13 protein-coding genes are annotated in these 25747 nt (G+C 41.1%); 6 read left to right on the forward strand and 7 right to left on the reverse strand.

The window, feature by feature from the left end:
• Position 1: 1 nt before the first annotated feature.
• The 3 genes from DWW23_RS19190 to DWW23_RS19200 all read right to left on the reverse strand — a co-directional run bounded on the left by DWW23_RS19190 (position 2) and on the right by DWW23_RS19200 (position 5249).
• A complete protein-coding gene (locus DWW23_RS19190) occupies positions 2–3328 on the reverse strand; it encodes a TonB-dependent receptor (RefSeq protein ID WP_122355156.1) in 3327 nt (1108 codons plus the stop codon).
• Between the two features lie 248 nt (positions 3329–3576).
• The gene (locus DWW23_RS19195; RefSeq protein ID WP_233564392.1) at positions 3577–4584 is read right to left on the reverse strand and encodes a FecR family protein; all 1008 of its coding nucleotides are present in this window, start codon (positions 4582–4584) and stop codon (positions 3577–3579) included.
• A gap of 68 nt (positions 4585–4652) precedes the next feature.
• A complete protein-coding gene (locus tag DWW23_RS19200) occupies positions 4653–5249 on the reverse strand; it encodes an RNA polymerase sigma-70 factor (RefSeq protein WP_122355160.1) in 597 nt (198 codons plus the stop codon).
• An 88-nt stretch (positions 5250–5337) separates the two neighbouring features.
• On the opposite strand from DWW23_RS19200, the gene DWW23_RS19205 reads away from it, so the two are divergent.
• The 6 genes from DWW23_RS19205 (at position 5338) to DWW23_RS19230 (ending at position 16501) form a co-directional block, all read left to right on the forward strand.
• Positions 5338–6309 carry a FecR family protein gene (locus DWW23_RS19205; protein WP_122355162.1) on the forward strand — a complete coding sequence of 324 codons (972 nt, stop codon included), beginning with the start codon at positions 5338–5340 and terminating at the stop codon, positions 6307–6309.
• Positions 6310–6466: 157 nt separating this feature from the next.
• Entirely contained in the window at positions 6467–9943 is a 3477-nt protein-coding gene (locus DWW23_RS19210) for a TonB-dependent receptor (RefSeq protein ID WP_122355212.1), read from the forward strand.
• Between the two features lie 33 nt (positions 9944–9976).
• Positions 9977–11449 carry a RagB/SusD family nutrient uptake outer membrane protein gene (locus tag DWW23_RS19215; protein WP_122355164.1) on the forward strand — a complete coding sequence of 491 codons (1473 nt, stop codon included), beginning with the start codon at positions 9977–9979 and terminating at the stop codon, positions 11447–11449.
• 93 nt (positions 11450–11542) lie between these two features.
• Positions 11543–12715, forward strand: a complete 1173-nt coding sequence (locus DWW23_RS19220; RefSeq protein WP_122355166.1) for a family 16 glycosylhydrolase — start codon at positions 11543–11545, stop codon at positions 12713–12715.
• A gap of 10 nt (positions 12716–12725) precedes the next feature.
• The gene (locus DWW23_RS19225; protein WP_122355168.1) at positions 12726–14879 is read left to right on the forward strand and encodes an alpha-N-acetylglucosaminidase; all 2154 of its coding nucleotides are present in this window, start codon (positions 12726–12728) and stop codon (positions 14877–14879) included.
• Positions 14880–14899: 20 nt separating this feature from the next.
• Positions 14900–16501, forward strand: a complete 1602-nt coding sequence (locus DWW23_RS19230; protein WP_122355170.1) for a glycoside hydrolase family 31 protein — start codon at positions 14900–14902, stop codon at positions 16499–16501.
• A gap of 55 nt (positions 16502–16556) precedes the next feature.
• Here the strand turns inward: DWW23_RS19230 and DWW23_RS19235 are convergent, their stop codons facing one another.
• The 4 genes from DWW23_RS19235 to DWW23_RS19250 are packed head-to-tail and all read right to left on the reverse strand — an operon-like array spanning position 16557 to position 25736.
• Entirely contained in the window at positions 16557–19106 is a 2550-nt protein-coding gene (locus DWW23_RS19235) for a sugar-binding domain-containing protein (RefSeq protein ID WP_122355172.1), read from the reverse strand.
• A gap of 15 nt (positions 19107–19121) precedes the next feature.
• The gene (locus DWW23_RS19240) at positions 19122–21416 is read right to left on the reverse strand and encodes a GH92 family glycosyl hydrolase (protein ID WP_122355174.1); all 2295 of its coding nucleotides are present in this window, start codon (positions 21414–21416) and stop codon (positions 19122–19124) included.
• 39 nt (positions 21417–21455) lie between these two features.
• A complete protein-coding gene (locus DWW23_RS19245) occupies positions 21456–23396 on the reverse strand; it encodes a sialate O-acetylesterase (RefSeq protein ID WP_122355176.1) in 1941 nt (646 codons plus the stop codon).
• 24 nt (positions 23397–23420) lie between these two features.
• Positions 23421–25736 carry a GH92 family glycosyl hydrolase gene (locus DWW23_RS19250; RefSeq protein WP_122355178.1) on the reverse strand — a complete coding sequence of 772 codons (2316 nt, stop codon included), beginning with the start codon at positions 25734–25736 and terminating at the stop codon, positions 23421–23423.
• Between the last annotated feature and the right edge of the window lie 11 nt (positions 25737–25747).

The following is a 25747-nucleotide window of genomic DNA, read 5'->3' on the forward strand; positions in this document are numbered from 1 at the left end:
TTTAAAAAGTAACATTTAATCCTAAAGAGACTGATTTGGTGACAGGATATGACCAACCTCTGGTTGCATCCGGTGTTTCCGGATCCAGTCCGTATTTACGCAATGGATTTATTGCAAATAAGTTTATTCCGACAACAAACAGACGCAAATTCTCCATTCTTAAGTTACGTATCAGGCCCTTATCAAAAGTATACCCCAAAGTGAGATTTTTCAGACGCAAATAAGATGCGTTTTTATACCAGTAGTCAGAATTCCAGTTATTGGTGGTCTGACCGATCTTTTGTCGCGGGATAATTGCGTTCCGATCATTATTCTCAGGTGTCCAACGTTCATTCCAGATAACTTTGAAAGGAGTTCTTACGCCATCGATATTGATATTACCGGATTGCAGTTGCACATAATAATCAGCAGCTCCCTGTGCAAAGACACTCAGGTCAAATCCTTTGTATTTCATATTAAGATTGATACCGTAAATGATATGAGGAGTACCGCCGCTTCCAATAGTGCTGGCATCCCGCCAGTCTACTTCTCCGTCATTATTCAAATCGAGTATCTTTATGTCACCCGGACGAAGGGAGGTGTTTCCCATGCCATCCATATCATATTCCAGATTGTCTATTTCTTCCTGGCTCGTAAATAAACCGTCCGATTTATAGGCATTATAGACATCGATCCATTGACCGGACTTTTTCTTCAGACGGATGTCATCCGGATCTGTATAATCAGGTTCATCATAATGGATCCATTTCGAGCGTGACCAGGAAACATTTCCACTGATGTCATAAGAGAATTCTCCGAAATTACCCCGGTGACCGATCAGGACTTCAAAACCTCTTGTACTCTGGCTATTGATATTCTCACTCGGAAGAGTCGCTCCAAAGGTATTGGGTAATGACACGACACGGGTTCCTAACATATCATCCCGCTTTCTATAAAAGACATCGATCTCCGAATACAATTTATTATTCAATACGGATAAATCCAATCCTACATTATATAATGTCATCGTTTCCCAGGATATATTTGTATTGGCAATGCCAGTAGTTGTCAAACCGGGTACCTCTTTTCCTCCCAGTACATTATAGCCTTCAAACTTATACCCTGTAAGATACTGGAATGCACCGACGGAGTCAAAGCCTGTCTGGCTCACACCGGCACGTAATTTCAAATTATCGATCCAGGCCAGGTTATTCTTTATAAAAGCTTCTTCCGACATACGCCAACCGGCAGAAAGGCTGGGGAAGAATCCCCATCTTTTATCCTTCGGGAAGTTCGGAGAACCATCGTAACGAGCCGTGGCTTCCAACAGATATTTTCCCTGATAAGCATAATTCGCACGAGCAACGAAACTGGCTCTTCCGGATACCGAAGCACTACCGTTCGCCTGTTGATTGATGGTACCCCCTGCAAATAACTGGTCGATCGCACTTGTCACATAATTCTCCCTATAGGCCGAAAAGTTTCCATTATTATAATCTATAATCTCAACCAGTGCCAAACCATTTATTGCATGGTCTTTGTTAATCACTCTATCATAATTCAAAGAGAACTGGCCTGTTATAACCTGATTTTTATGAAACTCCTGTTTCAGGGATGTCGGCATCGACTTACCATATAAAGTATAAGTATCCGTTGCATAATCATAATCCCAGATATCATTTTGCTTCGTCCAGTTCTTCCGGTCGTAAGAGACCTGCTGATAGTTCAACTTCAACTTGGCACTCAATCCCGGAACAGGGCGCACTTTGTAATTAACCGTAAATGCTCCGTTCAATGTGTTCTTATATGTTTTATCATATCCACCCAAATCTTCATGTGTATTTATTATGGCATTGAACGGTCCCGGACCTATATGGGGAACCTTTGTCGGATCAGGAAATGAAGCATGAGAGGTCGGCGTACTATCGAAAAAGTCCATCCAGAACCACTCTTCGGAAGCAGGCCGGTTAGATTGACGGACATCGTCTTTAATCGCAGAAAGATCAAGAGAAAATGTCAGGTCGGAAGTCAGATTTACATCCAGATTCGAACGTACGTTGAATCTCCGGTAACCGGTATTTCCTCCTTTAAACATACCATCCTGACTGAGATAACCTAAGAAAGTATAATACTTAACAACATCGGTACCACCTCTGATCGTCAGATTATACTGTTGTTGAAGTGCTGATTTTTTCATAATCTCATCGTACCAGTTCGTACTAGGATACTGAGGATCGTTCCCTTCAAAATATTTTGCAATATCTTCTTCGGAAAATTTAGTCTGATTCTCAGGGATACCTGAATTGATCTGGGCCTCCCTGAAAAGAGTTGCATATTGGCCGGCATTAACCGGTTCCGGGAAATTCGTATAACTTTGGCTAGTCAACGTTCCGTTAAACGAGATATTCGGCTTACCAGACTGGCCGCGTTTCGTAGTAACCAGGATAACGCCGTTTCCTGCTCTGGCACCATAAATAGCTGCAGATGCATCTTTCAATATAGAAACTGATTCTATTTCATTTGCATCTATATTATTGAACGATTGTTCTACGCCATCTACGATGACAAGTGCGCTTCCGAAAGAACGGATATTTATATCCGCAGCGTCAAAACCGGGTTGCCCGCTTTTTTGCTTGGCTATTAATCCGGGCAGGCGTCCGACTAAAGCGTTCGTCGTACTTGCCACCGGACTTTTAACCAGCTCTTCATTCTTTAAGGTAGCAACAGCGCCCGTCACATTCAATTTTTTCTGTGTTCCGTAACCGACAACAACAACTTCATCCAATGATTGAGTATCTTCCGTCATCCTGATCGTAAACGTTTTTTGACCATTCACCGGTATTTCCTGGGTATTGAATCCTATATATGAAATTTGTAGGGTTGCTTTATTCGGAACTTCCAAAGAAAACTCTCCATCCATGTTGGTGATAGTTCCGTTTGTCGTACCCTTCTCCATTACATTGGCTCCAATAACACCTTCACCCTGATCGTCAATGACCTTCCCTGTTATTTTCACAACATCTTTCTGTTGGTTAACTGTTGCCAGAGACAAGACAACCTGATGGTTCGCTTTCAAGACATAGGAAACAGCAGCCTGTCGTGCAATCAGTTCCATAATGTCTTTAATATCACCGTTCTTTACATCGATAGATATGATTTTATTCAAATCCGATAGTTCATCATTATAAAAGAAACGATAATCACTCACTTTTTCTATTTCTTTGATTACCTCACGTACCGCCCGGTTCTTCATTGTGAGGGAAATCTGGCTTATTGCTGCGATACTTGAAGAAACAAGTAGTATTCCACACAAAAAAGCCCGTATTAAAAACTGCTTGATGTTACTCATTTTTAAGTGTTTTTTTAATAGTAAATGGATTATAAATAGTAACTTTACAAGCTAAAATCGGATATAAAGATTCCCACGCGGTCAACCCGCCAGTTGACTGTGTAATAAGTATGATTTATAAACTCCGATTTAAGCTAAAAAACTTTGTATAAGGGGCAGCTTTCATCAGAAGTTGTCCCTTTCTTTTATTCTCTTTATCTATCTCATAAGCAATTTATTTAAAGTTAACAATACTCCGTTAATTCACTCTATTTTCTCTCACTCAGGAGAATCGTGTCTCCAAGTGATTCGTACATGATCGGGGATGTCAGGCTGATGATCTCAAATACGTTATCCAGGCTATTATTTTTAATGACACCGGAGAAGCGGTACTGTTTGATCTTTTCTGACTTGAATTCGATCTGCACATTATACAAGCGGTTCAAACGTATAGCAATATCATTCAATGTTTCCCCTTTAAATGCCAGTTCATTATCCCTCCACATGCTTGCATAAGCTATATTCTCCGGACTATCAACTACCAATGTTTCACTTTTCCGGCTAAAAGCAACCTGTTGGGCAGGAGACAATACAGCTGAGTGTTTTCCTGCCGTTGCCCGAATACTACCGGAAAACAATGTGGCAATAACATCGTCATCTTCTTTATAGGCTTTTACATTAAATGTAGTACCCAACGCTTCGACATCCAGTCCTCCGGCTTTTACGATAAAACGATGTTCCTTATCTTTTGCAACTTCAAAATAGGCTTCTCCACGCAAATCGACAACCCGATCCTCCACACCATAATTAGTATTATATATTATTTGTGTATGAGAATTCAGCCAGACTTTCGTACCATCCGGTAAAGTAACACTTGCCCGTTGTCCTTTTTCAGCTTCTACCATATACTCTTTAACCTCCGCCATAGACTGCCGAGTATATAGATGAGAGGTTATACCGACTACTACACATAAAATAACAGCCGCCGCATATTGTCCCCAACGAAGCAAACGTCTCCTGTTTTGTTTCCGATCGTTCTTCTGCAGTACAGTCTTATCTGTATTTATCCGGTCTCTTATCTGATTGAACATCCGGAGCTGAACCTCTTCGGAAATCTCCTTTGTTGCAGATTCATGCCAGCGCTGGCGATAGAAAGTCAAAATATCTTCCTGAGAATCAACCTCCCGGAACCAGGCCAACAACTGTTGTTCTTCTTCCGGCGAAGTTTCTCCCCGCATAAAACGATCCAGTAATAATATCTTAGTGTTATCCATCATCTTCATTTTATATTGTATATCCTAAAATCGTACTGTTCCCTTACAAGGGATACAAAAAAAGGATGTCTTTAACATCCTTTAATCATCAAAAGCATCAATATCGCCAAATTAGTATCGTCCGAAAGCTTTTGTTTTATAAAACGCAGCGCTCTATACAATTGCGTTTCAACTGTTTTTTCAGAAATAGACAAACGGGCTGCAATCTCTTTATTCGACAGATGATGACGTCTGCTTAAATGAAAAATATCCTTTCTGGAAGGGGGAAGTTGTTCAACCAATGTATCGATATATTCCTTTAGTGAGTCTGCATCTATATTCTCTTCCATCAGTGATTCGGTCTCTATAGACCGATCTTTCAAAGCAATATTGACTTGTTCTGATTGCAGACGATTTTCTGTTTCTTTATATACCAGATTCCGGGCAATGGCAAAAAGATAGGAATCAAACCCCAGTTCAGGATCTATACTTGTGCGTTTCTCCCATATTTTCAGAAAAACAGTTTGCGTCAGATCTTCAGCCAGGGATTTATCATATAGAAGAGACTGGATAAAATTAAACACCCAGGAACTATATTTCCAGTAAACAACCTCAAACGCTTTTTCATCTCCCTGCTTCAAACGAAGCAAAACATCCGAGTCTATTGTGGCTATTGCGTGTTTTTTCATCTCTCCTCTCCGTTGACATTGACAAAGATAACATTTTATCCTTAGTTCATAAAGGACTAAGTCACTTTATATCTAACGAGGAAATTATATGAAAGAGGAACCATCTGAATTGATCATAAAATATCTGCAAGGGCAATTGGATGAACAAGGGATAAATGATTTCTATTCCTGGGTGAATGAGAATGCTGAAAACAAAAAAGTATTCTTTGAAACTAAGGCTATCTATGATGCCTGCCATTCCAATAAAATGCATGATGATATAGATTTAAGCTGGAACCGTCTTTTGAAAAAGAAAAACAATCGGCAGAAAAAAATCAAATGGCTTCAGTTTGGCAATTACGCAGCTGTTTCCTTCATCACGGTCTGTCTTACTTCGTTATTTCTGACTCTGAATAAAGAGGAAGATAAAATAGCTACACGATATATCGGTGGGGATGGCCTGAATGCAGACATCGTCGAACTTCCGGATGGAACACAGGTCTGTCTAGGATCAAAAACCGTATTCTATTATGAAAATGACTACGGCAAAAGGCAAAGAACTGTCTATTTGGAAGGAGAAGCCTATTTTGTAGTTGCCAAACAAAAGGATAAACCTTTTATCGTAAAAACGAAGGAACAGAATATTGAAGCATTGGGTACTAAATTCAATGTCACTGCCTACGCTTCCGACTCCCTGCTTACCACTACATTACTGGAAGGTGTTGTTCGCCTAACAACAGACAACATTTCCCATCGAACCGTATTAAGACCGAATCAACAATTTATCTATAACAGAAATACACATCTGACCGATATTAAAAAAGTGGATGCCAAACAATTCACAGCCTGGACAACAGGATATTACTATTTCCCGGAACAAAGTCTGGAAGCCATGTTATACCGTTTGAGCCATGTTTACGGCGTACAGTTCACTGTCGAATCTGATGCTCTGAATAAACGAACTTTTACAGGTACTTTCTACCGCGGACAAAGTATAAAAGATATTATGGAGATCATCAACCTTTCCATTCCAATCAAATACAAGATTGACGATCATCATATAACCGTTTCTGAAATATAAATAATAGCTAATCTTTAAATTATGATAAATATGAGTGAGTAAAGTGGTAAAAGAAAAAAGAAGAGAAAATCTTGCCGGATTCTCTCTTCTAAAACGTGTGAATCAATTAAACTCCCATTGCCGTGGGATCATGTTTAATCTTAAAACATTCAAAAGTATGAATAATCAACATATAGTTGTTTCTGTAAATCTGAAAAGAACTATAAAAATTATGAAATTAACCGTGTTAATGCTAACCGTTTGCCTGTCGCAAATGGTCGCCGCAACTTATGCGCAAACAACAAAACTGAATGTTTCCGCTAAAGAAGAAACATTAGAGAATGTACTGAAACAGATAGAAAAACAATCGGAGTTCCTGTTTTTCTATAATCTGGAAGAGATCAACAAAAATGAAAAAATCTCTATCAGTAAGAAAAATGCCAATATCCAGGATGTCTTAGAAACTATCGCTACAAAGACAGGCTTGAGATATACTATTAAAGACCGTCACATTGTGCTGACTACAAAGCATGCTTCAATGTCTGCCATCTCACAGCAATCACAGAAAGTAACAGGTGTGATTAGTGATGCTATGGGACCTGTCGCCGGTGCAAATGTCATTCAGAAAGGAACTACCAACGGTACAACGACTGATATCGATGGTAAATACTCTATTGACGTACCAGCCAATGCAACATTAGTCGTTTCTTTTATCGGTTATACACCGCAAGATGTAGCAGTAAAAGGCCAAAGTGTTATCAATATTCTTTTAAAAGAAGATACACAGGCTCTGGAAGAAGTGGTAGTTGTCGGTTATGGTACGATGAAGAAAAAAGACTTGACAGGTGCTGTAGCCTCTGTCAAGATGGACGATACCCCAGTCGGAACCGTTTCTACCGTCAGCCATGCTTTGGCTGGTAAAGCTGCCGGTTTGCAGGTAAGTACGATCAGTGCACAGCCGGGCGGTCAGTCTACTTTTCGTATCCGTGGTGCAGCTTCCTCCGATAAAGCAGGAAACGACCCATTGATCATTATCGACGGCTTCCCGGTAAGTGCACCGGATGGATTGGATAGTGGTAACCAGTATAAAGATGGTAACAAAGACAACATCCTGGGCTCTATCAACCCGAATGATATCGAATCTATCGAAGTTTTGAAAGATGCCAGTTCAACTGCTATCTATGGTGCACGTGCCGGTAACGGTGTGATCATCGTAACGACGAAACGCGGTAAAAGTGGAGCTGCTAAAGTACAGTATTCCGGTTCTGTGTCTGTTCAGGATATCGCCAAGTCTTATGAGATGCTGGATGCTTCCGGTTTTATGCAGGCAACAAACAACTATAACCGTGAGTTGTGGTTACGTACGAACGGTGTCGGTATTTATGGAGGAAAGTCTGAATCTGAAATCGGAACTCCTTTTGTCCCGACTTATACGGTTGACCAGATTGCCAATCCGGCAAACAATACAAACTGGTTTGACGAGATCTCTCGTTTGGGTTTCCAGACTTCACACAACTTATCGATTACAGGCGGTAACGACAATACAAAGTATTTGATTTCCGGAAACTATTTCAAACAGGACGGTGTGATCAAGAATAATGCAATGGAACGTTATTCTGCCCGTGTTAATCTGGATCAGAAATTGAGCAAATATGTGAAAATGGGTGTGAATCTGAATGTTTCACGAAATGAATATGACAATATTCCATTAGGAGACGGACAGAATGAAAATGCAGGTATTCTGGTTTCCGCCGCTCAATTCAATCCGGCATTACCAATCCGTGACGAAAATGGTGATTATTCGATGAACTCCGACGCTTCTTTCCTGCCGAACCCTGTATCTCTACTGGATATTACAGATAAGACAACAAAAGAACGTCTGTTAGGAAATGTATTCTTTGAAGTCCGTCCGATCCAGGATTTACTGCTGAAAGCAAACTTCGGTATCGATCGTAACTACCAGAAACGTAAACAGTACATGCCGACTACCACACTTTACGGAGCCAGAGAGAATGGTTCTGCATATGTAGCTCAGGCTGATAACTCGGATTACCTGATGGAATTGACTGCCAACTACTCCAAACAGATCGGTGAACATAACTTTGGTGTATTAGCTGGTCATTCATATCAGTTGTTTACGTACGAAATGTTGTCAGGTAAGAGCAATGACTTCATTACAGACGGTTTCTTATATAATAACCTGGGAGCAGGTAACGCCAAACGCCCGACCGTCGGTTCTAGTGCAACAAAATCCCGCATGGCATCTTTCTTTGGACGCGTAAACTACTCTTTTAAAGATCGCTATCTATTGACCGCTACGATTCGTACAGATGGTTCTTCCAACTTTGCAGAAGGAAACCGCTGGGGTGTTTTCCCATCTGTTGCTGCCGGTTGGAGATTCCTGGAAGAAGATTTTATGTCACCATTGAAAAACGTTCTGTCCAATGGTAAATTACGTTTAAGCTATGGTGAAACCGGTAACTCCAATGTAGGCGATGTGGCTTACAGCTACTATAAAGTTAAAGACCGCAATAATATATTCGGAGGTTCTATGATCAACGGTGTTTATCTGGATCAGTTGGGTAATGGTGCCCTGACCTGGGAAACAACACGCGAATGGAACGTTGGATTGGATTTGGGATTCTTGGACGGACGTGTCAATGTAACAGCTGAATATTATCATAAGAATATCTCGGATCTGCTGAATGAACGTACTTTGCTTTCTTATAACGAAGTAAACAAAATCATTGCAAACGTTGGTAAAACACAAAGCCAGGGTTTTGAATTGACTATCAATACAACGAATATCCGTAATAAAAATTTCGAATGGACTTCTGACCTGACCTTCTCTTTGTATCGTGACAAATGGAAAGAACGCGATCCGAACTGGAAGCCGAAAGCATATGACGAATATAACGGTTGGATGCGTTACTATTCCGGCTATCTGTCAGATGGATTAGTTCAGCCAGGTGAAACAATCGACCACATGCCGGGCGCATTACCTGGACAGGTAAAGATCAAAGACATCGATGGTTATGTATATGAAGCTGATGGTTCTATCAAAGTAGACGAACACGGTATCCCGATGAAGACAGGCAAACCTGACGGCAAGCTGGATGATGCCGATAAGGTGATTTACGGAAGTAAAGACCCGGGATACTTAATGGGATTCAATAATACATTACGTTATAAAAACTTCGATTTCAATATCTATTTCTACGGCCAGTTCGACAAATTATCTGCCGGCAGTTACAAGAAGACTTGGATCAGTAATAACGTAAACGACTTGCGTCGTGGTTATAACCAGCCGACTTCCATCAAAGATATCTGGAGTTCAGCAAACCCGAATGGTACACTGCCTGGTTATTTCCAGACAGAAAGTGCATATGGTACAGGTGATTATTATTACGAAAAGACCTGGTTTATCCGTTGCCGTAATATTACGTTAGGTTATAATATCCCGCTCAAGACCAGTAAACACATTTTGTCGAACGTACGTGTTTACTTTGATGTGAACAATCCGTTTATCATTACTCCGTACACAGGTCTTGATCCTGAAACCGATGTCTCAAGTGACAAGACCGATGCAGCACAGTTGCAATGGGCTTATCCGAACGTTCGCACATATAGTTTCGGTTTGGATATTACATTCTAATCAGTATAAACAGATAAAAACAAAGATAAAGTCATGAAAAAATTATTATATACAGTAATGTGCTGTTGCGCATTAGCCTCATGTACTAATTTGGATTCGGAGCGATACGATGCGATCAATCCGGACTTCTTCCCGACAAATGAAAAAGACGCAGAAGCCCTTGTTGTAGGAGGTGTTTATGCTCCTTTCCGTAGCGCGGAATATAGCGGTGTGTTCAGTACGGCTCATAGCTTCCAGGTTATCGGAGATATGTCAACCGATATTGCAGTCTGTTGCTGGGTAAATGACAGCTGGATTCCACTGACAACTCACAACTGGACTCCGAACCATAGTTATACTACTCTTAATTATACGGATTATGCGAAATACCTTGGTACAATGACATTGACATTGGATCGTGTTTCAAATGTAGAAATGAGCGATGAAAAGAAAGCATTACTGGTATCGGAAACTCATCTCGGCCGTGGTTGGCTGGCATTTTTACTATATGACTTCTACGGTCCTATTCCAATCCCGACCTTAGAAGATTTACAGAATCCGTTGGATGAGGTGATAGAACCGCGTGCAACCCAGGAAGAAATGACAAAGTTCATCGAAACAGAATTGACCGAATCCCTGAAAGGCCTGCCGACCCGTACAACACAATTCGGACGTTTCGACAAAGGTTTGGCATATACTGTTCTGATGAAATTCTATATGCATGAAAAGAACTGGGCGAAAGCAGAAGAATGTGGTCGTGAACTGTTGAAAGCTGAATACGGTTACGGATTAATGAGTAATTATGCAGACATCTTTACACTCGAGAACGAAGGTAATAAAGAAATTATCTTTGCTTGTACGGAAGAAAGAGGTACGAACCTACAGTTATGGCATGACCATGCTTTACCCGGTAACTATCCGACACAGAATACTGCTATCCAGAAATGGGATGGTTATAAAGTGCCATGGCCTTTCTATCGCACATTTGAAAAAGGCGATGACCGCTTGACTGTTTTAGTCGGTGAATACGTAGGTACCGACGGGGTCCTTTTCAATGAAGAATCTGATATCCAAAAACATGGAAATCTCTATTCGGGAGCAGTTCCCGTAAAATATGGTGAAGATCCCGAGTCTACGGGTGACGGCAGCCAGATCGACCTGGTTGTTTATCGCTATGCAGATGTCCTGACACTGCTTTCAGAAGCAATTGTCCGTAAAGGCAACGCTGTTACCTCAGAAGCACTGGATTTGTTGAATCAGGTCCGTGTTCGTGCCAAACTGAATCCATATGTAATGGGTGATGTGAAGGGTGTGGATGACTTCCTTCAGAAAGTATTGGATGAAAGAGGACATGAACTCTGGTTTGAAGGAGTTCGCCGTTCCGACCTGATCCGTCACGGACAGTTTATCCAGAATGCGAGAGACCGTGGCTGTACGACAACGAAAGATGAATTCGTATTATTCCCGTTGCCTCAGGCTGTTATCAACGAAGGCAAAGGTAAAATTATTCAGAACCCCGGATATTAATTCGCTGCTTTGAAGAATAAAAACTATATTTGCATTTTAAGAAAAGGCCGCTTTAACTGCGGCCTTTTTTTCTCTGATAAAAAACTAAATATCATGAAACATTTGTTTTATACATTTCTCTCCGGTTTACTTTTTATAAGTAATATACTGCCTTCCAATGCCCAGGACTATCCTCCCAATCCTTTGGAAAAAGAAGGATACCGTTTAATTTTCCATGATGAATTTGATGGTAAAGAAATTAATACCGATAAATGGATTCCGGAGTATTTGCCGTCATGGCCTAAAGACAGATCCGTTTGTACCCCAACTTATGAAATGAAGAATGGTATTATCAGACTTATCATTGACAAGAACTCAAAAAATGAATTTGATAACGGCATGTATATTTCCGGTTTCATGAGTGCCAGTCGAACCGGACTGCATCATTATGATCCAAAGAAAAAAGCACTTCACCAGATAAAAACCGAAGCAACTCAGATCAATCAGTACGGATATTACGAAATGCGTGCCAAGATGCAGGATGGCGGAGGTGTTCATTGTGCCTGGTGGCTCATCGGTTTCGAAGACGATCCGAATCAAAGTTGTGAAATCGATATATTCGAAATATTGGGAACTGATGTCAATCGTATTTGGGCTACAGTACATAGCTGGAAAGATTCTACCATTCAATATCATACGAAACATCCGTGGTTTGCCAATAAAAAACTGGCAGAAGAGTTCCATATATATGGCTTCGACTGGACACCAGAAGGTGTCACTGTTTATGTCGACGGTATAGAGGTAATGAAACACAAAGCAGCAATTACTTATCCGCTTATCCAGATCATTTCTTTCTATGATAATCGGAAAGCTAAAGATGGCTGGACAGGTACTTATGATCCGTCCGTTCCTTACCCTAAAAGTTTCGATATCGATTATATACGCATGTATAAAAAAATACCGGAAGGATATAATGCTGTTCCGGAGAATAACCTGTGCATCGCTTCTATAGAACCTGCCCGTTTACAGATAGCGGAAGGGGATGCCGTTCTACGAAACATTGACGGACACATTACCCGTGAGCTGTTATTTACTCCTTCATTTGTCAACGTACATTATAACGATGGTACTATTACACAACAATTTGTCGAATGGGAACCGTTAAGTGACGAAGCCTTCGGGAAAACTCAAAAAGAAGGAACTGTCATTATCGACGGTCGGATCAAAGGACTACCGGAGGCATTACTGAAAGGACAAAAAGCTACGCTAATCATTACTATTAAATAAAATTAATTCAATGAAAGTAATTCATCTCTTATGCTTACTGTTCATCACGGTGATAGCCGAAGCCACATCACCAGTCAAGGCTTTATTAGAGCGTATAGACAAAGGGGCTTCCGATAAATTTCTTATCGAACAGGTCAATTCTCCGGTCGATTTCTTCGAACTGGATCAGAAAGGAAACAAAGTCGTTATCCGTGGAAATAATCCGGTAAATATTGCGACGGGATTAAACTGGTACTTAAAATACTATGCCGGAATCCATCTTTCCTGGAATGGCATGCAGGCCACGCTTCCGGAAATTTTGCCTGCCGTCACCCAAAAGGAACGCCATGAAACAGAAGTGAAATACCGGTACGATTTTAATTATTGTACCTATTCGTACACTATGGCTTTCTGGGATTGGGAGCGTTGGGAAAAGGAAATTGACTGGATGGCCCTGCATGGGATCAATCTGCCGCTTGCTATGGTTGGAACAGATGGTGTCTGGTATAATGTGCTTAAAAAATTAGGATACTGTAAAGAAGAGATCGACGAGTTTATTGCCGGTCCCGGTTTTCAAGCCTGGTGGTTGATGAACAATCTGGAAGGGTGGGGAGGCCCCAATTCGGATAATTGGTATAAACAACAGATAGCTCTCCAGCAACGCATTTTAAAACGAATGCGTGAATATGGCATTGAACCCGTGCTCCCGGGTTATTCAGGCATGGTTCCTCATAATGCCAAAGAAAAATTGGAATTGAACGTATCCGATCCGGGATTATGGTGCGATTACCGCCGTCCGGCATTTTTGCTGCCGACCGATCCCCGTTTTCATGAAATAGCCTCGCTTTACTATAAAGAAATGAACAAGCTCTACGGCAAAGCCAACTTTTATAGCATGGACCCGTTCCATGAAGGAGGAAGTGTTGCCGGAGTAAACCTGGATGCTGCCGGAAAAGCAATCATGCAGGCTATGAAAAAAAATAATCCGAAAGCTGTTTGGGTCGCTCAGGCGTGGCAGGCAAACCCACGTTCTCAAATGATAGAGAACCTGAAAGCCGGTGATATGATTGTTTTGGACCTGTTTTCAGAAAGCCGTCCGCAATGGGGAGATCCTAAATCTACCTGGTATCGGAAAGAAGGGTTCGGACAACATGACTGGATTTACTGTATGCTGTTGAATTACGGAGGGAACATCGGATTACATGGAAAGATGAACCATGTGATCGATGAATTCTACAAAGCCAAGAAAAGTCCTTTTGGCAAAACATTGAAAGGTGTCGGCATGACCATGGAAGGAAGTGAGAATAATCCTGTCATGTTCGAATTGCTTACCGAACTACCCTGGCGTGCAGAAAAATTTGATAAAGACCAATGGATAAAGAATTATACGTTTGCCCGTTATGGGAAAACAAACAAGACAGTACAGGATGCCTGGATATTATTAAGTAATTCTATCTATAACTGTCCGCCCGAAAATGTGCAGCAAGGTACTCATGAATCTATTTTCTGTGCCCGCCCTTCCGAGCATCCGTATCAGGTATCCAGCTGGTCGGAAATGGAGGACTATTACGATCCGGAAGATGTGATACATGCGGCAGCTATGCTGGTTTCTGTGGCTGATCAATTTAAAGGGATTAATAACTTTGAATATGATCTGGTAGATATCGCTCGCCAGGCAATCGCAGAAAAAGGAAGGCGGATTGAAAAAGTGGTCGAAGCGGCTTATATTTCCGGTGATAAGTCTCTTTATAGAGCTTCCACAGAGCGTTTTCTGGCATTACTCCTGTTACAAGACGAATTGTTAGGGACTCGTCCGGAATTTAGAGTCGGTAACTGGATTCGACAAGCCCGTTCCATTGGTAATACTCCGGAAGAAAAAGATCTTTATGAATGGAATGCCCGGGTACAGATCACAACCTGGGGAAACCGGAATGCAGCAAATAACGGAGGGTTACGGGATTATGCCCACAAAGAATGGAATGGCATTCTGAAAGACTTTTATTATATGCGCTGGAAAACCTGGTTTGACCATCAACTTCAAAAGCTGGAAGGGAATAATCCTGCAGAGATAGATTTTTATGCATTGGAAGAACCTTGGACAAAAGCAACTAATTTTTATACCTGGAAACCGGAAGGAGACTGTATTCCAACTGTAAAACGTATCTTTGCGGAAGTATTTGAATAAAAACTTTTAATAATAACGCTATGCACTTAAGAAAAACACTTCTTCTATCCTTTCTGACTGTATTTTTTACATTATCATGTTGGGCCGGAAGCAAATACGAATCAAAAATCGCATCTTTAGAAGGTGAAAAATGGTGGGGAGGTATGGTTGCCTTAGGATCTCAAATGCCTTTTAAAGACAATCTCCGTCTATTCGATCTTGCCTCTGAAAACCTGAACAATCAGAATGTTCCTCTTCTTTTATCTTCTGAAGGAAGATATATCTGGAGTGAAAAACCGTTCTCTTTCAAGATAGAGAATGGCAATTTACAAATCTTTTCAGAGTATGAAAGCTTGGAACCTGTATTGGCTGGTAATACATTAAGAGATGCTTATCTGGCTGCCTCAACCAAGTATTTTCCACCTTCGGGTCAATTGCCGGATTCTTTGTTTTTCTCAATGCCGCAGTATAATACATGGATTGAACTGATGTACAATCAGAACCAGGAGGATATACTGAAATATGCAGATAACATATTGAAAAACAAATTTCCGGTAGGAGTTTTTATGGTAGACGATAACTGGCAGAAACATTATGGAAATTTTGACTTCAAGCCGGAACGTTTTCCCGATCCGAAAGGAATGATCGACCAATTGCACAAAGACGGATTCCGCATTATGTTATGGATCTGTCCGTTTGTAAGTCCGGATAGCCCCGAATTCCGTGAATTGCAGCAAAAGGGATATCTGATCAAGAAAAAAGGTACCCAGCAAGCAGCGATAATCCCCTGGTGGAACGGGTATAGCGCTTGTTACGATCTTAGTAATCCGGGAGCGGCAGAACATTTGAAGCAACAGTTACGCAATATGCAGGAGAAATACGGTGTCGATGGTTTTAAATTCGATGCAGGCGATATAGGTCATTATAATGATCCGAATCTGGAGTTTTATGATAAAGCAGCTACATCGGTCGATATGTGTGAATACTGGGCGAAAATAGGATTGGATTTTCCGTTTAACGAATACCGTGCCGGTTGGAAAATGGGAGGACAGGCTTTGGTCCAGCGTTTAGGAGATAAGGATTATTCCTGGAATGCTGTAGGGCTTCTTATTCCTGACATGATTGCAGCCGGCTTATTGGGATATGCTTATGCTTGTCCGGATATGATTGGCGGAGGCCAGTTCGGTTCTTTTTTGGGTGTCGATCAAACCAAACTGGATCAGGAACTGATCGTTCGTTCCTGCCAGGTCCATACATTAATGCCTATGATGCAGTTTTCTGTAGCTCCCTGGCGTATTCTTGATGAGAAACACCTGGCTATTTGCCGTGATTATGCTCATTTACATGAAAAGATGGGAAGTTACATTCTGGAACAAGCCCGCCAATCAGCTCAGACAGGCGAACCGATCCTCCGCCATATGGAATACGCATTTCCACATCAGGGATTTGCGGATTGCAAAGACCAGTTCATGCTGGGCGATAAGTATTTGGTAGCCCCGATCCTGACCAAAGAACATACCCGCAAAGTTATGTTGCCCAAAGGACAATGGAAAGACGATACAGGCAAAAAATTCCGTGGACCGAAAACGATTGAGGTGGAAGCTCCTTTGGAGAGGTTGCCTTGGTTTGAGAAGATAAAATAATCTGTACTATACAAAATGAGAGTGATTGGATACCGAATCACTCTCATTATACATTTTACTCATTATACGCTTCTACAAGTAAATGGTAATTTCCCTTTTCTAATAGAGTTGTATCAAATTCGATATCAATATCTTTTGTCTCACCTCTCAACAGAGTGAAATAATTATCATTCATCATTATTGGAAGGATACGTTCCCCATCACCTGAGCGGACAGGAGTGACCCTGACACAGAAAGCAACGGAAGAACCAACATTTTTTATAGTTGCATGAATAATATTTTTTTCTCCCTTTTTTTGTTTTTTTGATTTTACCGCTAATTTTGCTTTAGGCAAGTTATTCAGAGCCCGGTAATCTCCTTTTTCAGTCCCTTTCCAATAAAAATTATCCGAAAGAACTATACCCTTATTATCTGTCAGTTTCAATTTAATAAAATAGACGGGGGACAAGTCCGACTGTTGTTTTTCGGTTGGCAGCAAGAGATTAAAAGCGAGCGATGCCGTATTGGAAGGAGAGTTAATATCTGCTATCCGATTATATGTTTTTACCAGCGAACCATTCAGGTTATAAATCTCGGCAATAGCTTTTAATCCTGTATAATTGTAAGAACTACTATTGATTACTTTTACTGAATTATCTACCGGACTCCACTGGATATGCAAAGGTTCACAAGCTTTTTTCACGCCCCAGTAAGCGCCGTTCAAATCATAATAGTAATCATATGTCTGCCAGACGAATGAAGGGTAAGCTGATTGGCTCATCCATGTCAATATTCCGGAAGCATCTTCCCACATATGATGCTGCCAGCCTTCATACATCGCTTTGTTTACTTCGAGGTTAAGAAGTTGTGCCTTCCGGCAGAAATCTTTTATACCGGTAGCATCGCCATAGTTTTCATTTACAGTAGAGAAATATTTGTCAGGGCTGGCATTTCCTGCAGATGGTCCGAAGAAATGTTTATTCCACATTTCATTTCTAGGCCACCAATACTCTTCCGGTATGAATTTCTTGAAACTTTCAAATGTAGTAAATACAGCGGTTCCTATTTCCGTACGGAATCCCCATCCTTTCTGCGCATGGTCCCCAAAACCTCCCGGATATTTAGTGAAATACCATTCAGGTGTCCCATTAGTCCATGGACCGCTACCCGACAAGTCGAATTCGCGCGAATTAGCATGATAATAGCGGTCGTTACCATCATAGACTGCCACGTTTTCCTTTAACCAGCCATTTAACGGAGGTAAAGGAACTCCCTCATTATCCCCACACCAGACGGCTATACAAGGATGATTCCTCAAACGTTTGATTTTTTCTACGGCATTTTTATTGAATGCAAATACATCGTCCGGTAGATTCGGATGCGAATTTAACCAAAAATCATCCCATACCATAATACCATATTTGTCGCATGCCTCATAAAATTCCTCATCAGTGGTGGAGCCAATCCAGTTGCGTATCATATTATAGTGCATATCTTTGTGTAACTTGACTTTCAGGTCATATTCTTTCCCACGGCAACGAAGCATATATTCGCTCATGCCCCAGTTTCCACCTTTGACATAAATACGGGTCCCATTTACAGACAGATGAAATACACCACCTTCGTTGTCGTAGGAATATTCCCGGATACCGAAACTAAACTCCTGTTGGTCAGAGACCTTATCATTTATGACATATTGAAGATCACAAGTATATAAGTTCGGTTCTCCATATCCGTTCGGCCACCAGAGTTCAGGTTTGTTTATATGCAGCTGTTCGCACCATTTACTATCTATTTGAAATGTCCGCTGTTTACCGGCATCAATATTAAACTCCTGAGAGAATTTAATATCGCCAGGCTGAATAACACCTTTCAATATACCTTTTTGCTTTTCTCCCGTATGATTTTTTAATTCAAATTGCAATGACAGGTCTGCTTCATCCGGATTAGGGACCTTTGTCCGGACCCACGGATCGATTAAGGATACCGGACCGGAAGTCGAAATATATACATCATCCGTTATGCCGCTTAATAATCCGGGGACATAAGGCATCCAATCCCAGCTGGCACTCGATATATAAGTCGGACTTGCATAGTTTGGAATTGGTAAAGTCGGCCAGTATACCAGAACAGCCAAAACATTATTCCCTTCTTTCTTCAACAAATCAGTAATATCAAATTTACCTCTCTCCATAAAACCATCGAGTTCTCCAATGCAGTTTTCATTAAAGAATATCTCAGCCTTTCTATTTATCCCTTCAAAATTTAGCCAGATTTTTTCGCCAGCCGGTAATGAAGAAGTTGCAAATTCAGTTCTGTACCAGAAATTTCGGTCGTACTTGGACTTATCCACATTATAAGCATTATCTGCATAATTAGGATCTTTTTCCAGTCCGACTTCCACATACGAACCGAACACTGTTCCCGGAACAATCGCTTTTACCCAAGAGGAAATATCATACCCTTCTTTATAGATGGAAATACTGTCTTTTCCTATTTCTACTTGTGCTTTAACACGCCAATCGGCTATTTCTGCGGCACTATTAAGTGATAGCTTATCGGCTGTTGCCCCAGCTGAAAGTAGCGGGAGCAACATTCCGATAAAACCAAAGAGATGTTTTATCATATAAATGAATTGATTTTATTTTTGTGAAAGAGAGAAAGGGCGGTCGCTCAATGCAGTACCTCGGTTCTTTTCCGGCTGGTTGCTCATTTCCAATTTGAGAACACCGCCATTGGTTATATCACTATATTTGATAAAGTTGCGCGTATGATTATTACCGTTCAGGCTTGCACTTCGGATATAAACATTATCTTTACTATTGTTATTAGCCTCTATTATGAATTTATTCTCATTTTCCAAAGTAATCGTTGCTTTTGGAAATTTTGGACTACCTAATACATATTCATCTGTTCCCGGGCAAACACTGTAAATACCTAAAGCACTTAGTACATACCAGGAAGACATGCCACCCTGATCTTCATCGCCGGGATAACCATTCTCCGTCCCATTATACAAACGGTCCATCACCTGACGAATCCAGTATTGGGTTTTCCATGGCTGACCAGCATAATTATAGAGGTAAATCACATGTTGAATAGGTTGATTCCCTTGTGCGTACTGTCCCATCTTTGCTAATTCCATCTCCAGCATTTCATGTATTTTCGTGCCATAAGTACCATATTTTATCGTATTAGGCACAGAAAATACAGAATCGATCTTTGCAACAAACTTTTCGTCACCCCCCATCAGATCTATCAGCCCTTTTACATCATGAAATACAGACCAGGTGTAATGCCAGGCATTTCCTTCACAGTATGGACCGCCCCATTCGTACGGATCGAAATCGGCCCAGGAACCGTCAATCTTTCGTCCGCGCATGAATCCGACTGAAGGGTCGTATACATTCTTGTAATTATACATTTGTTTACCGAATATATCCTGGTAAAATTTGTTTCCTGTCATTTTAGCCAACTGATAACCACAGAAATCATCATAGGCATATTCCAATGTCTGTGCTGTTGAACCCATGGATTCCGGATAAGGGATATAACCGATCTGATAATATTCTTTCCAGAGAAAACGTCCGTTGGCTCCCCCCCAAGGACCTTTGTTCATCGCTTCGTGTGCATAAGCTTTCAGAGCTTGTTCAGGATCGAAAGTTCTGATTCCTTTTGCCCAGGCATCGGCAAGCAAAGAAATAGCATGGTTACCAATCATACCGCCGGTTTCACTGGGTGCTGACCAGGATGGTAACCAGCCACATTGTTCTTGTGCGTCAAGCAATGCTTGCATATAGCGTCCTTGCATGGTTGGATGGAGAATGTTCGTCAGAGGGAACTGGGAACGGAATGTATCCCAAAAGCCGTTGTCTGTGAACATATATCCATCGTGAATCTTAGAATCGTAAGGGCTGAAATAGTAAGGTTCTCCATTCTCTTTTTCTTCATAGAATTTGTGAGAGAAGAGATTGGCACGGAACATACAAGAGTAAAATGTAGTCATATCTTCTTCTGTACCACCTTCTACCAATACACGATTTAACAAAGTATTCCATTCGTTCCTTGCAGCCTTTTTCGTATCTTCCAGCGATTTGTGATTCCCTAATTCACGTTGCAACGTAACCATAGCCTGTTCATGGCTAATATAAGAAGAGGTAACTTTAACCTGCACTTTTACTCCTTGCTTGAACTGGACATAAGCACCAACACCCGCACCAGAAGCAGCTAACTGACCACTTACAGTTTGATTGTCTTTATTATTCCATGTTCCGTATGCCGTAAAAGGTTTATCGAACTGGATAACAAAATAGTTCATGAACTCTTTCGGTACAAATGCACCATTGTTCACATAACCGGTAATTCGTTTGTTTTTCGGGTCTATCTTTACATCACTCATTTTCGTATAACCATCCAGAACTACATAAGCATCACCTGTAGAAGGATAGGAAAAGCGAAAATGGACAGAACGAGTTGTCGGAGACATTTCTGTAGTTATGCCATTATCAAATTTAACCTTATAGTAATGCGGACTACCTACCTCATTTTCGTGTTTGAAAGATAAAGCACGTTCTTCTTCACCAACAACCAGCTTTCCTAATACCGGCATTAAAGAGAATACGCCATAATCCCCCACCCACGGGCTACATTGATGAGTTTCCTGAAATCCACGTATAGTAGTAGCAGTATATTTATATTTCCATCCGTCTCCATTTTTACCTGTCTGTGGCGACCAGGCATGCATAGGATATGGTACGGCTGTTGTGGGATAGGTATTTCCCCAGCTAAGTTCATAAGTAGAGTTTGTTCCTTGCAATGTATTGACATATTTTACCAGATCTTTCTGTGCCGATACTTGCGAGGATATGCTTATTCCTGCAATCAATATGAGTGCTGTAAATAATCTTTTGATATTGGATTTGTTGTTTTTATTCATTTCGTATAGTTTGATTTTATTAATTATTACATGACCTGTTTATTTTTCAGTGAGACCTTTCCATGAATCCGTACGAAACGGAGAAGCGAGCAGTCCGTCACTATTTACCAGGTTATTGTCTGCCGGATTATTAGACCATCCATAACGGACTGCGACCGGTTCTTTGATTTCATCGTTGAAGACAATAACTTTCCCATCATGTATATAGGCCTGTGCCCATACAAATTTCCGGTCTGATCCGGCAATAGTAAAACCGTTGATATAGCTATATCTATTTTTATCACTGGTCGATAATCCTTTACCGACATTGGAGAAAGAAAGTATGATTTTATTTCCTTCCTTTTTCATTGACTCAAATACAGGACCGGCTCCCAAAACATCTTGCCCATAAGCAATTTTCAAGGCATTCTGAGCCAACCGCTTACCTACATCCTGTTTGTTTCTTGGATGAATGTCAAAAGCCTCCCCTATATCGGTAATTACAGCTTGTCCGGTTTTGTGCAAGCGTAAAGTCATATTTTGTGCTTCACGTAACTCAGCCCATTCACTTTCCTGAGGTTGTGCCTCTATAGCCATAAAGTTAGCTAACTGAACCCAGATAAAAGGGAACTCGTACCCCCATTGTTTACGCCAGTCATTAATCATTAGCGGAAACAATGAACGATATTGCCAGGCATGAGCAGCGTTATTTTCACCTTGATACCAAATTACCCCTTTAATGTTGTAACCGACCAAAGGACGTATCATGCCATTGTAAAGCAAAGACGAAAAGCTGTTAGGTCCGGAACCTGTGTTTGAAAAACCATAGGATGAACTAAGAACAGATGGTTTGTAACTCCATTCTCCCGCTAAAGGATATTTACGTCCAGCGACTTCCAGAAAAACCTCCTCATCTTTTGCAGACATGCCACCGATAGTACCTGTATCTGTCATACGCAAGGTAATTATGTTTTTTCCACTTTTCAATATACCGTCTTTAATGTGGTAGTTTCTGTTTGCAAACCAGAAATCAGTTCTTCCGACCTCAACACCATTCACATAGGTGATATCTCCGTCATCAATTCCACCCAACTGGATGTGGCCTTCCAAGCCGGCAGCTTCATCCGGCAAGTCAATCTCTGTTCTAAACCAGACTACCCCATCTTCATTTTTCAAATCACCGGACCAGATAGATGGGATATGAACCTTTTCCCAATCGGTCGTTTTCATAGTAGGAGCATACCATTTTTCGATCAATCCTTTATCTTTTTCCAGAGCCTTTTTGAAGCGTTCGATATCTTGCATAGAATAACCTAATGCTTTTTCCAACGTTTTGCCTTTATAAGAGGCGTATACAGGGTTCTCCATAGCGGCCTCCCAACTTGTCCAGGTTTCAATATCGGTACCTCCCCAGGAAGAATGAATTAACCCGACAGGGACATCCAACTCTTTCTCTAAAGCTTGTCCGAAGAAATAAGCGACAGCAGAAAATGTAGGGCTTGTCAATGGGTTACATTCTTCCCATGAAGTTTCTTGTATATCGTCGCACTCATTCGTTTGTATCGTTTTAGGAACTGTAAGCAAACGGATTTGCTTATTTTCCGACTGTCGAATAGCCTCTTCCGCATTATGTGCTCCACTCAGATTAAATTCCATATTGGATTGCCCGCTACACAACCAGACATCTCCAATCAGAATATTATCTAATGCAATAGTATTATCATGCCCTTTCACCGTCATACTAAAAGGACCTCCATATCTCATAGAGGGTAGTTCTACCTGCCAGCGACCATGCTGATCTGCTTTTGCCGTTATACTCGTTCCGTTGAATGAAACAGTAACGGTTTCTTTTTTATCCGCTTTTCCCCAGATATGAATAGGCATATCCCGTTGAAGTACCATATTATCGGAGAAGAAATGCGGCAGGCTGACAGTAGCCTGCATAAAGCTGCTGAACAATAAGCCTACAGCTAATAATGATGGTTTGATAATCTTTCTCATATTTATCGTTTATGTTATTTGTTGCTAATTTATTCCCCATTCTTGATTAGGAGCAGCTCCTACTTCTATTTCTAAAGCTCCTCCTGCTATTATTTCCTGATAGTCGATGTGGCACTTTGTATATGTTTTGCCATTTAACCGTGCGGATTGGATGTACACGTTTTCAGGTGAATTATTCCGCACCTGAATTGTAAACGTTTTACCTTTCCCAACCTGTATGACAATATGATCAAATAATGGCGTTGTAATTTCAAAACGAGTTTCTCCAGGGCAGACCGGATGAATGCCGCAAGCAGTCAATACATACCAGGCAGACATTTGGCCAACATCTTCATTTCCAACTAATCCTTCGACAGCATTTTTATAGGCTTTTTCGCAGATAAAACGACTCCATTTCTGAGTTTTCCAGGGCTCTCCCAGACGATTGTACAGGAAGGGAACATGATGTACCGGTTCATTTGCATGGTTATAATAACTGTTCCACAAAAAATCGGGAGGTGTTTTTTCAAACATATTATCGAGATCTGTAATCACAACGCCTCTTCCTCCTTTTAAGGTAACCAAACCCTCGATATCATGTGGAACAAACCAACCTTGTTGTAATTCGTTACATTCCATGCAGCCATACCATTCCTGTAAATATCCTTCTTTCGGCCATGCAACAAAAGAGCCGTCTTCTTGCCGGGGGCGAAAGCTTTTCTTTTCAGGATCATAGATGTTGCGGTATGCCTGCGAACGTTTACGATACTTCTCCTGGTCCTCCTTTTTCCGGAGCTGACGCGCCAATTCCGACAGACACCATTCTGTATATCCGTATTCCAATGTTTTGGATATTCCTATTGGGTCTGGTGTATATCCCAGTTCCCCGTTCCCAAATTTTTCAGAAGAGTTAACGGCATATCGGTAGGCCTTTTCTATATCATATTTCCGGATACCTTTCGCATAAGCATCTGCCAATACTGAAATGGCCGGATTACCCAACATACACCCGCTATAAGCATTCAATAATTCCCAACGTTCGTAATATTCCTTTCCACTTTGTTCTGCTAACACAATTAATGAATTTAATAAATCATCAATTAATTGTGGATTGATAATCGTCTGTAAAGGCATCTGGCTACGGAAAACATCCCATCCACTGAATATAGTCCGTTTGGTAAATGAATCGGAAATATAAACTTTTCCATCTGCTCCCGGATATTCTCCATTTACGTCGGAAAAAATACGGGGATCAATCATTGTATGGTAAAGTGAAGTATAGAAAATTGTCTTTTGTTCTTCGTTTTTACCTTCTACTGAAATTTTATCTAATGCCTTATCCCATAAAATACGACTATTATCATATACCTGACTAAAATCCCAATCCTGTATTTCAGCTTTCAGATTCTTTTCAGCGCCTTCAGGGCTGGTAAAAGAAATCCCTGCCTTCAACAATATCTGTTCATCCTTTTGCGTTTCAAACTCGGAGTAAAAACCCAGATGTTTTCCTTTAAATTCTTTTACGCCCGGTATAATTTTTGCATCAGCAATCAATTGCTGATATGCATCACTTTCTATGTTTTCCCTTTTGCGGGGTTGATCATCGGGTATATCGGCACTCCATACTCCATAGTTTTTTAACGGTTTGGAGAACTGGGCATAAAAGTATACGGTATAATTTGCTTTCCCTTCTCCATTACCCCAGCCTCCGCCATCCGGCGTACATATCATTTTTCCGGCAATTGTATGTTTATCCAACACCTTCACTTCCTGCCAGGTAGAGGTTCCGCCTACACGGTGCGCCAGGTCGATCTGGATACGCGACTGCTTATCAGCAGGGAAAGTAAAACGAAGCATTCCGCTATGTGGAGCGGCTGTTGCTTCCGTACGAATATTATAATCGCTTAGAAGAACCGAATAATATCCCGCTTTTGCCTGTTCTGATTTTTTATCATAACGGGAACGGTAACCTGCATCCGGATTATCCGGTTTACCGGAATTAGTTTTCAATGGTCCGGTAGTAGGCATTACCAGAAAGTTTCCCAGATCCCCGAACCAGCCAACCCCGCTCATTTGGGTGAAGGCAAAGCCTTCGATGCTCTTATGTTCATAACTATATCCTGAACCGTTATCCCCTCCGGTAATCGTGTTGGGACTTACCTGAACCATACCATAAGGAGTCGTTGCTCCCGGAAAAGTTTTTCCTAGCCCATGATAAGCTCCCGCCGCATCTACATTCGTACTAGCCCCGACAAACGGGTTGACATAATCCGATAGATGCAAAGATATTTCCGCCTGGTTGGCTACAGAGTTACAACCGACCAATGCGGTACTGACTAGAATACCTAATAGTTTATACATCTGAAGGTCTA

Origin of the sequence: Parabacteroides sp. AF14-59 (genome assembly GCF_003479515.1) — a bacterium.
GTDB lineage: Bacteria > Bacteroidota > Bacteroidia > Bacteroidales > Tannerellaceae > Parabacteroides > Parabacteroides faecis.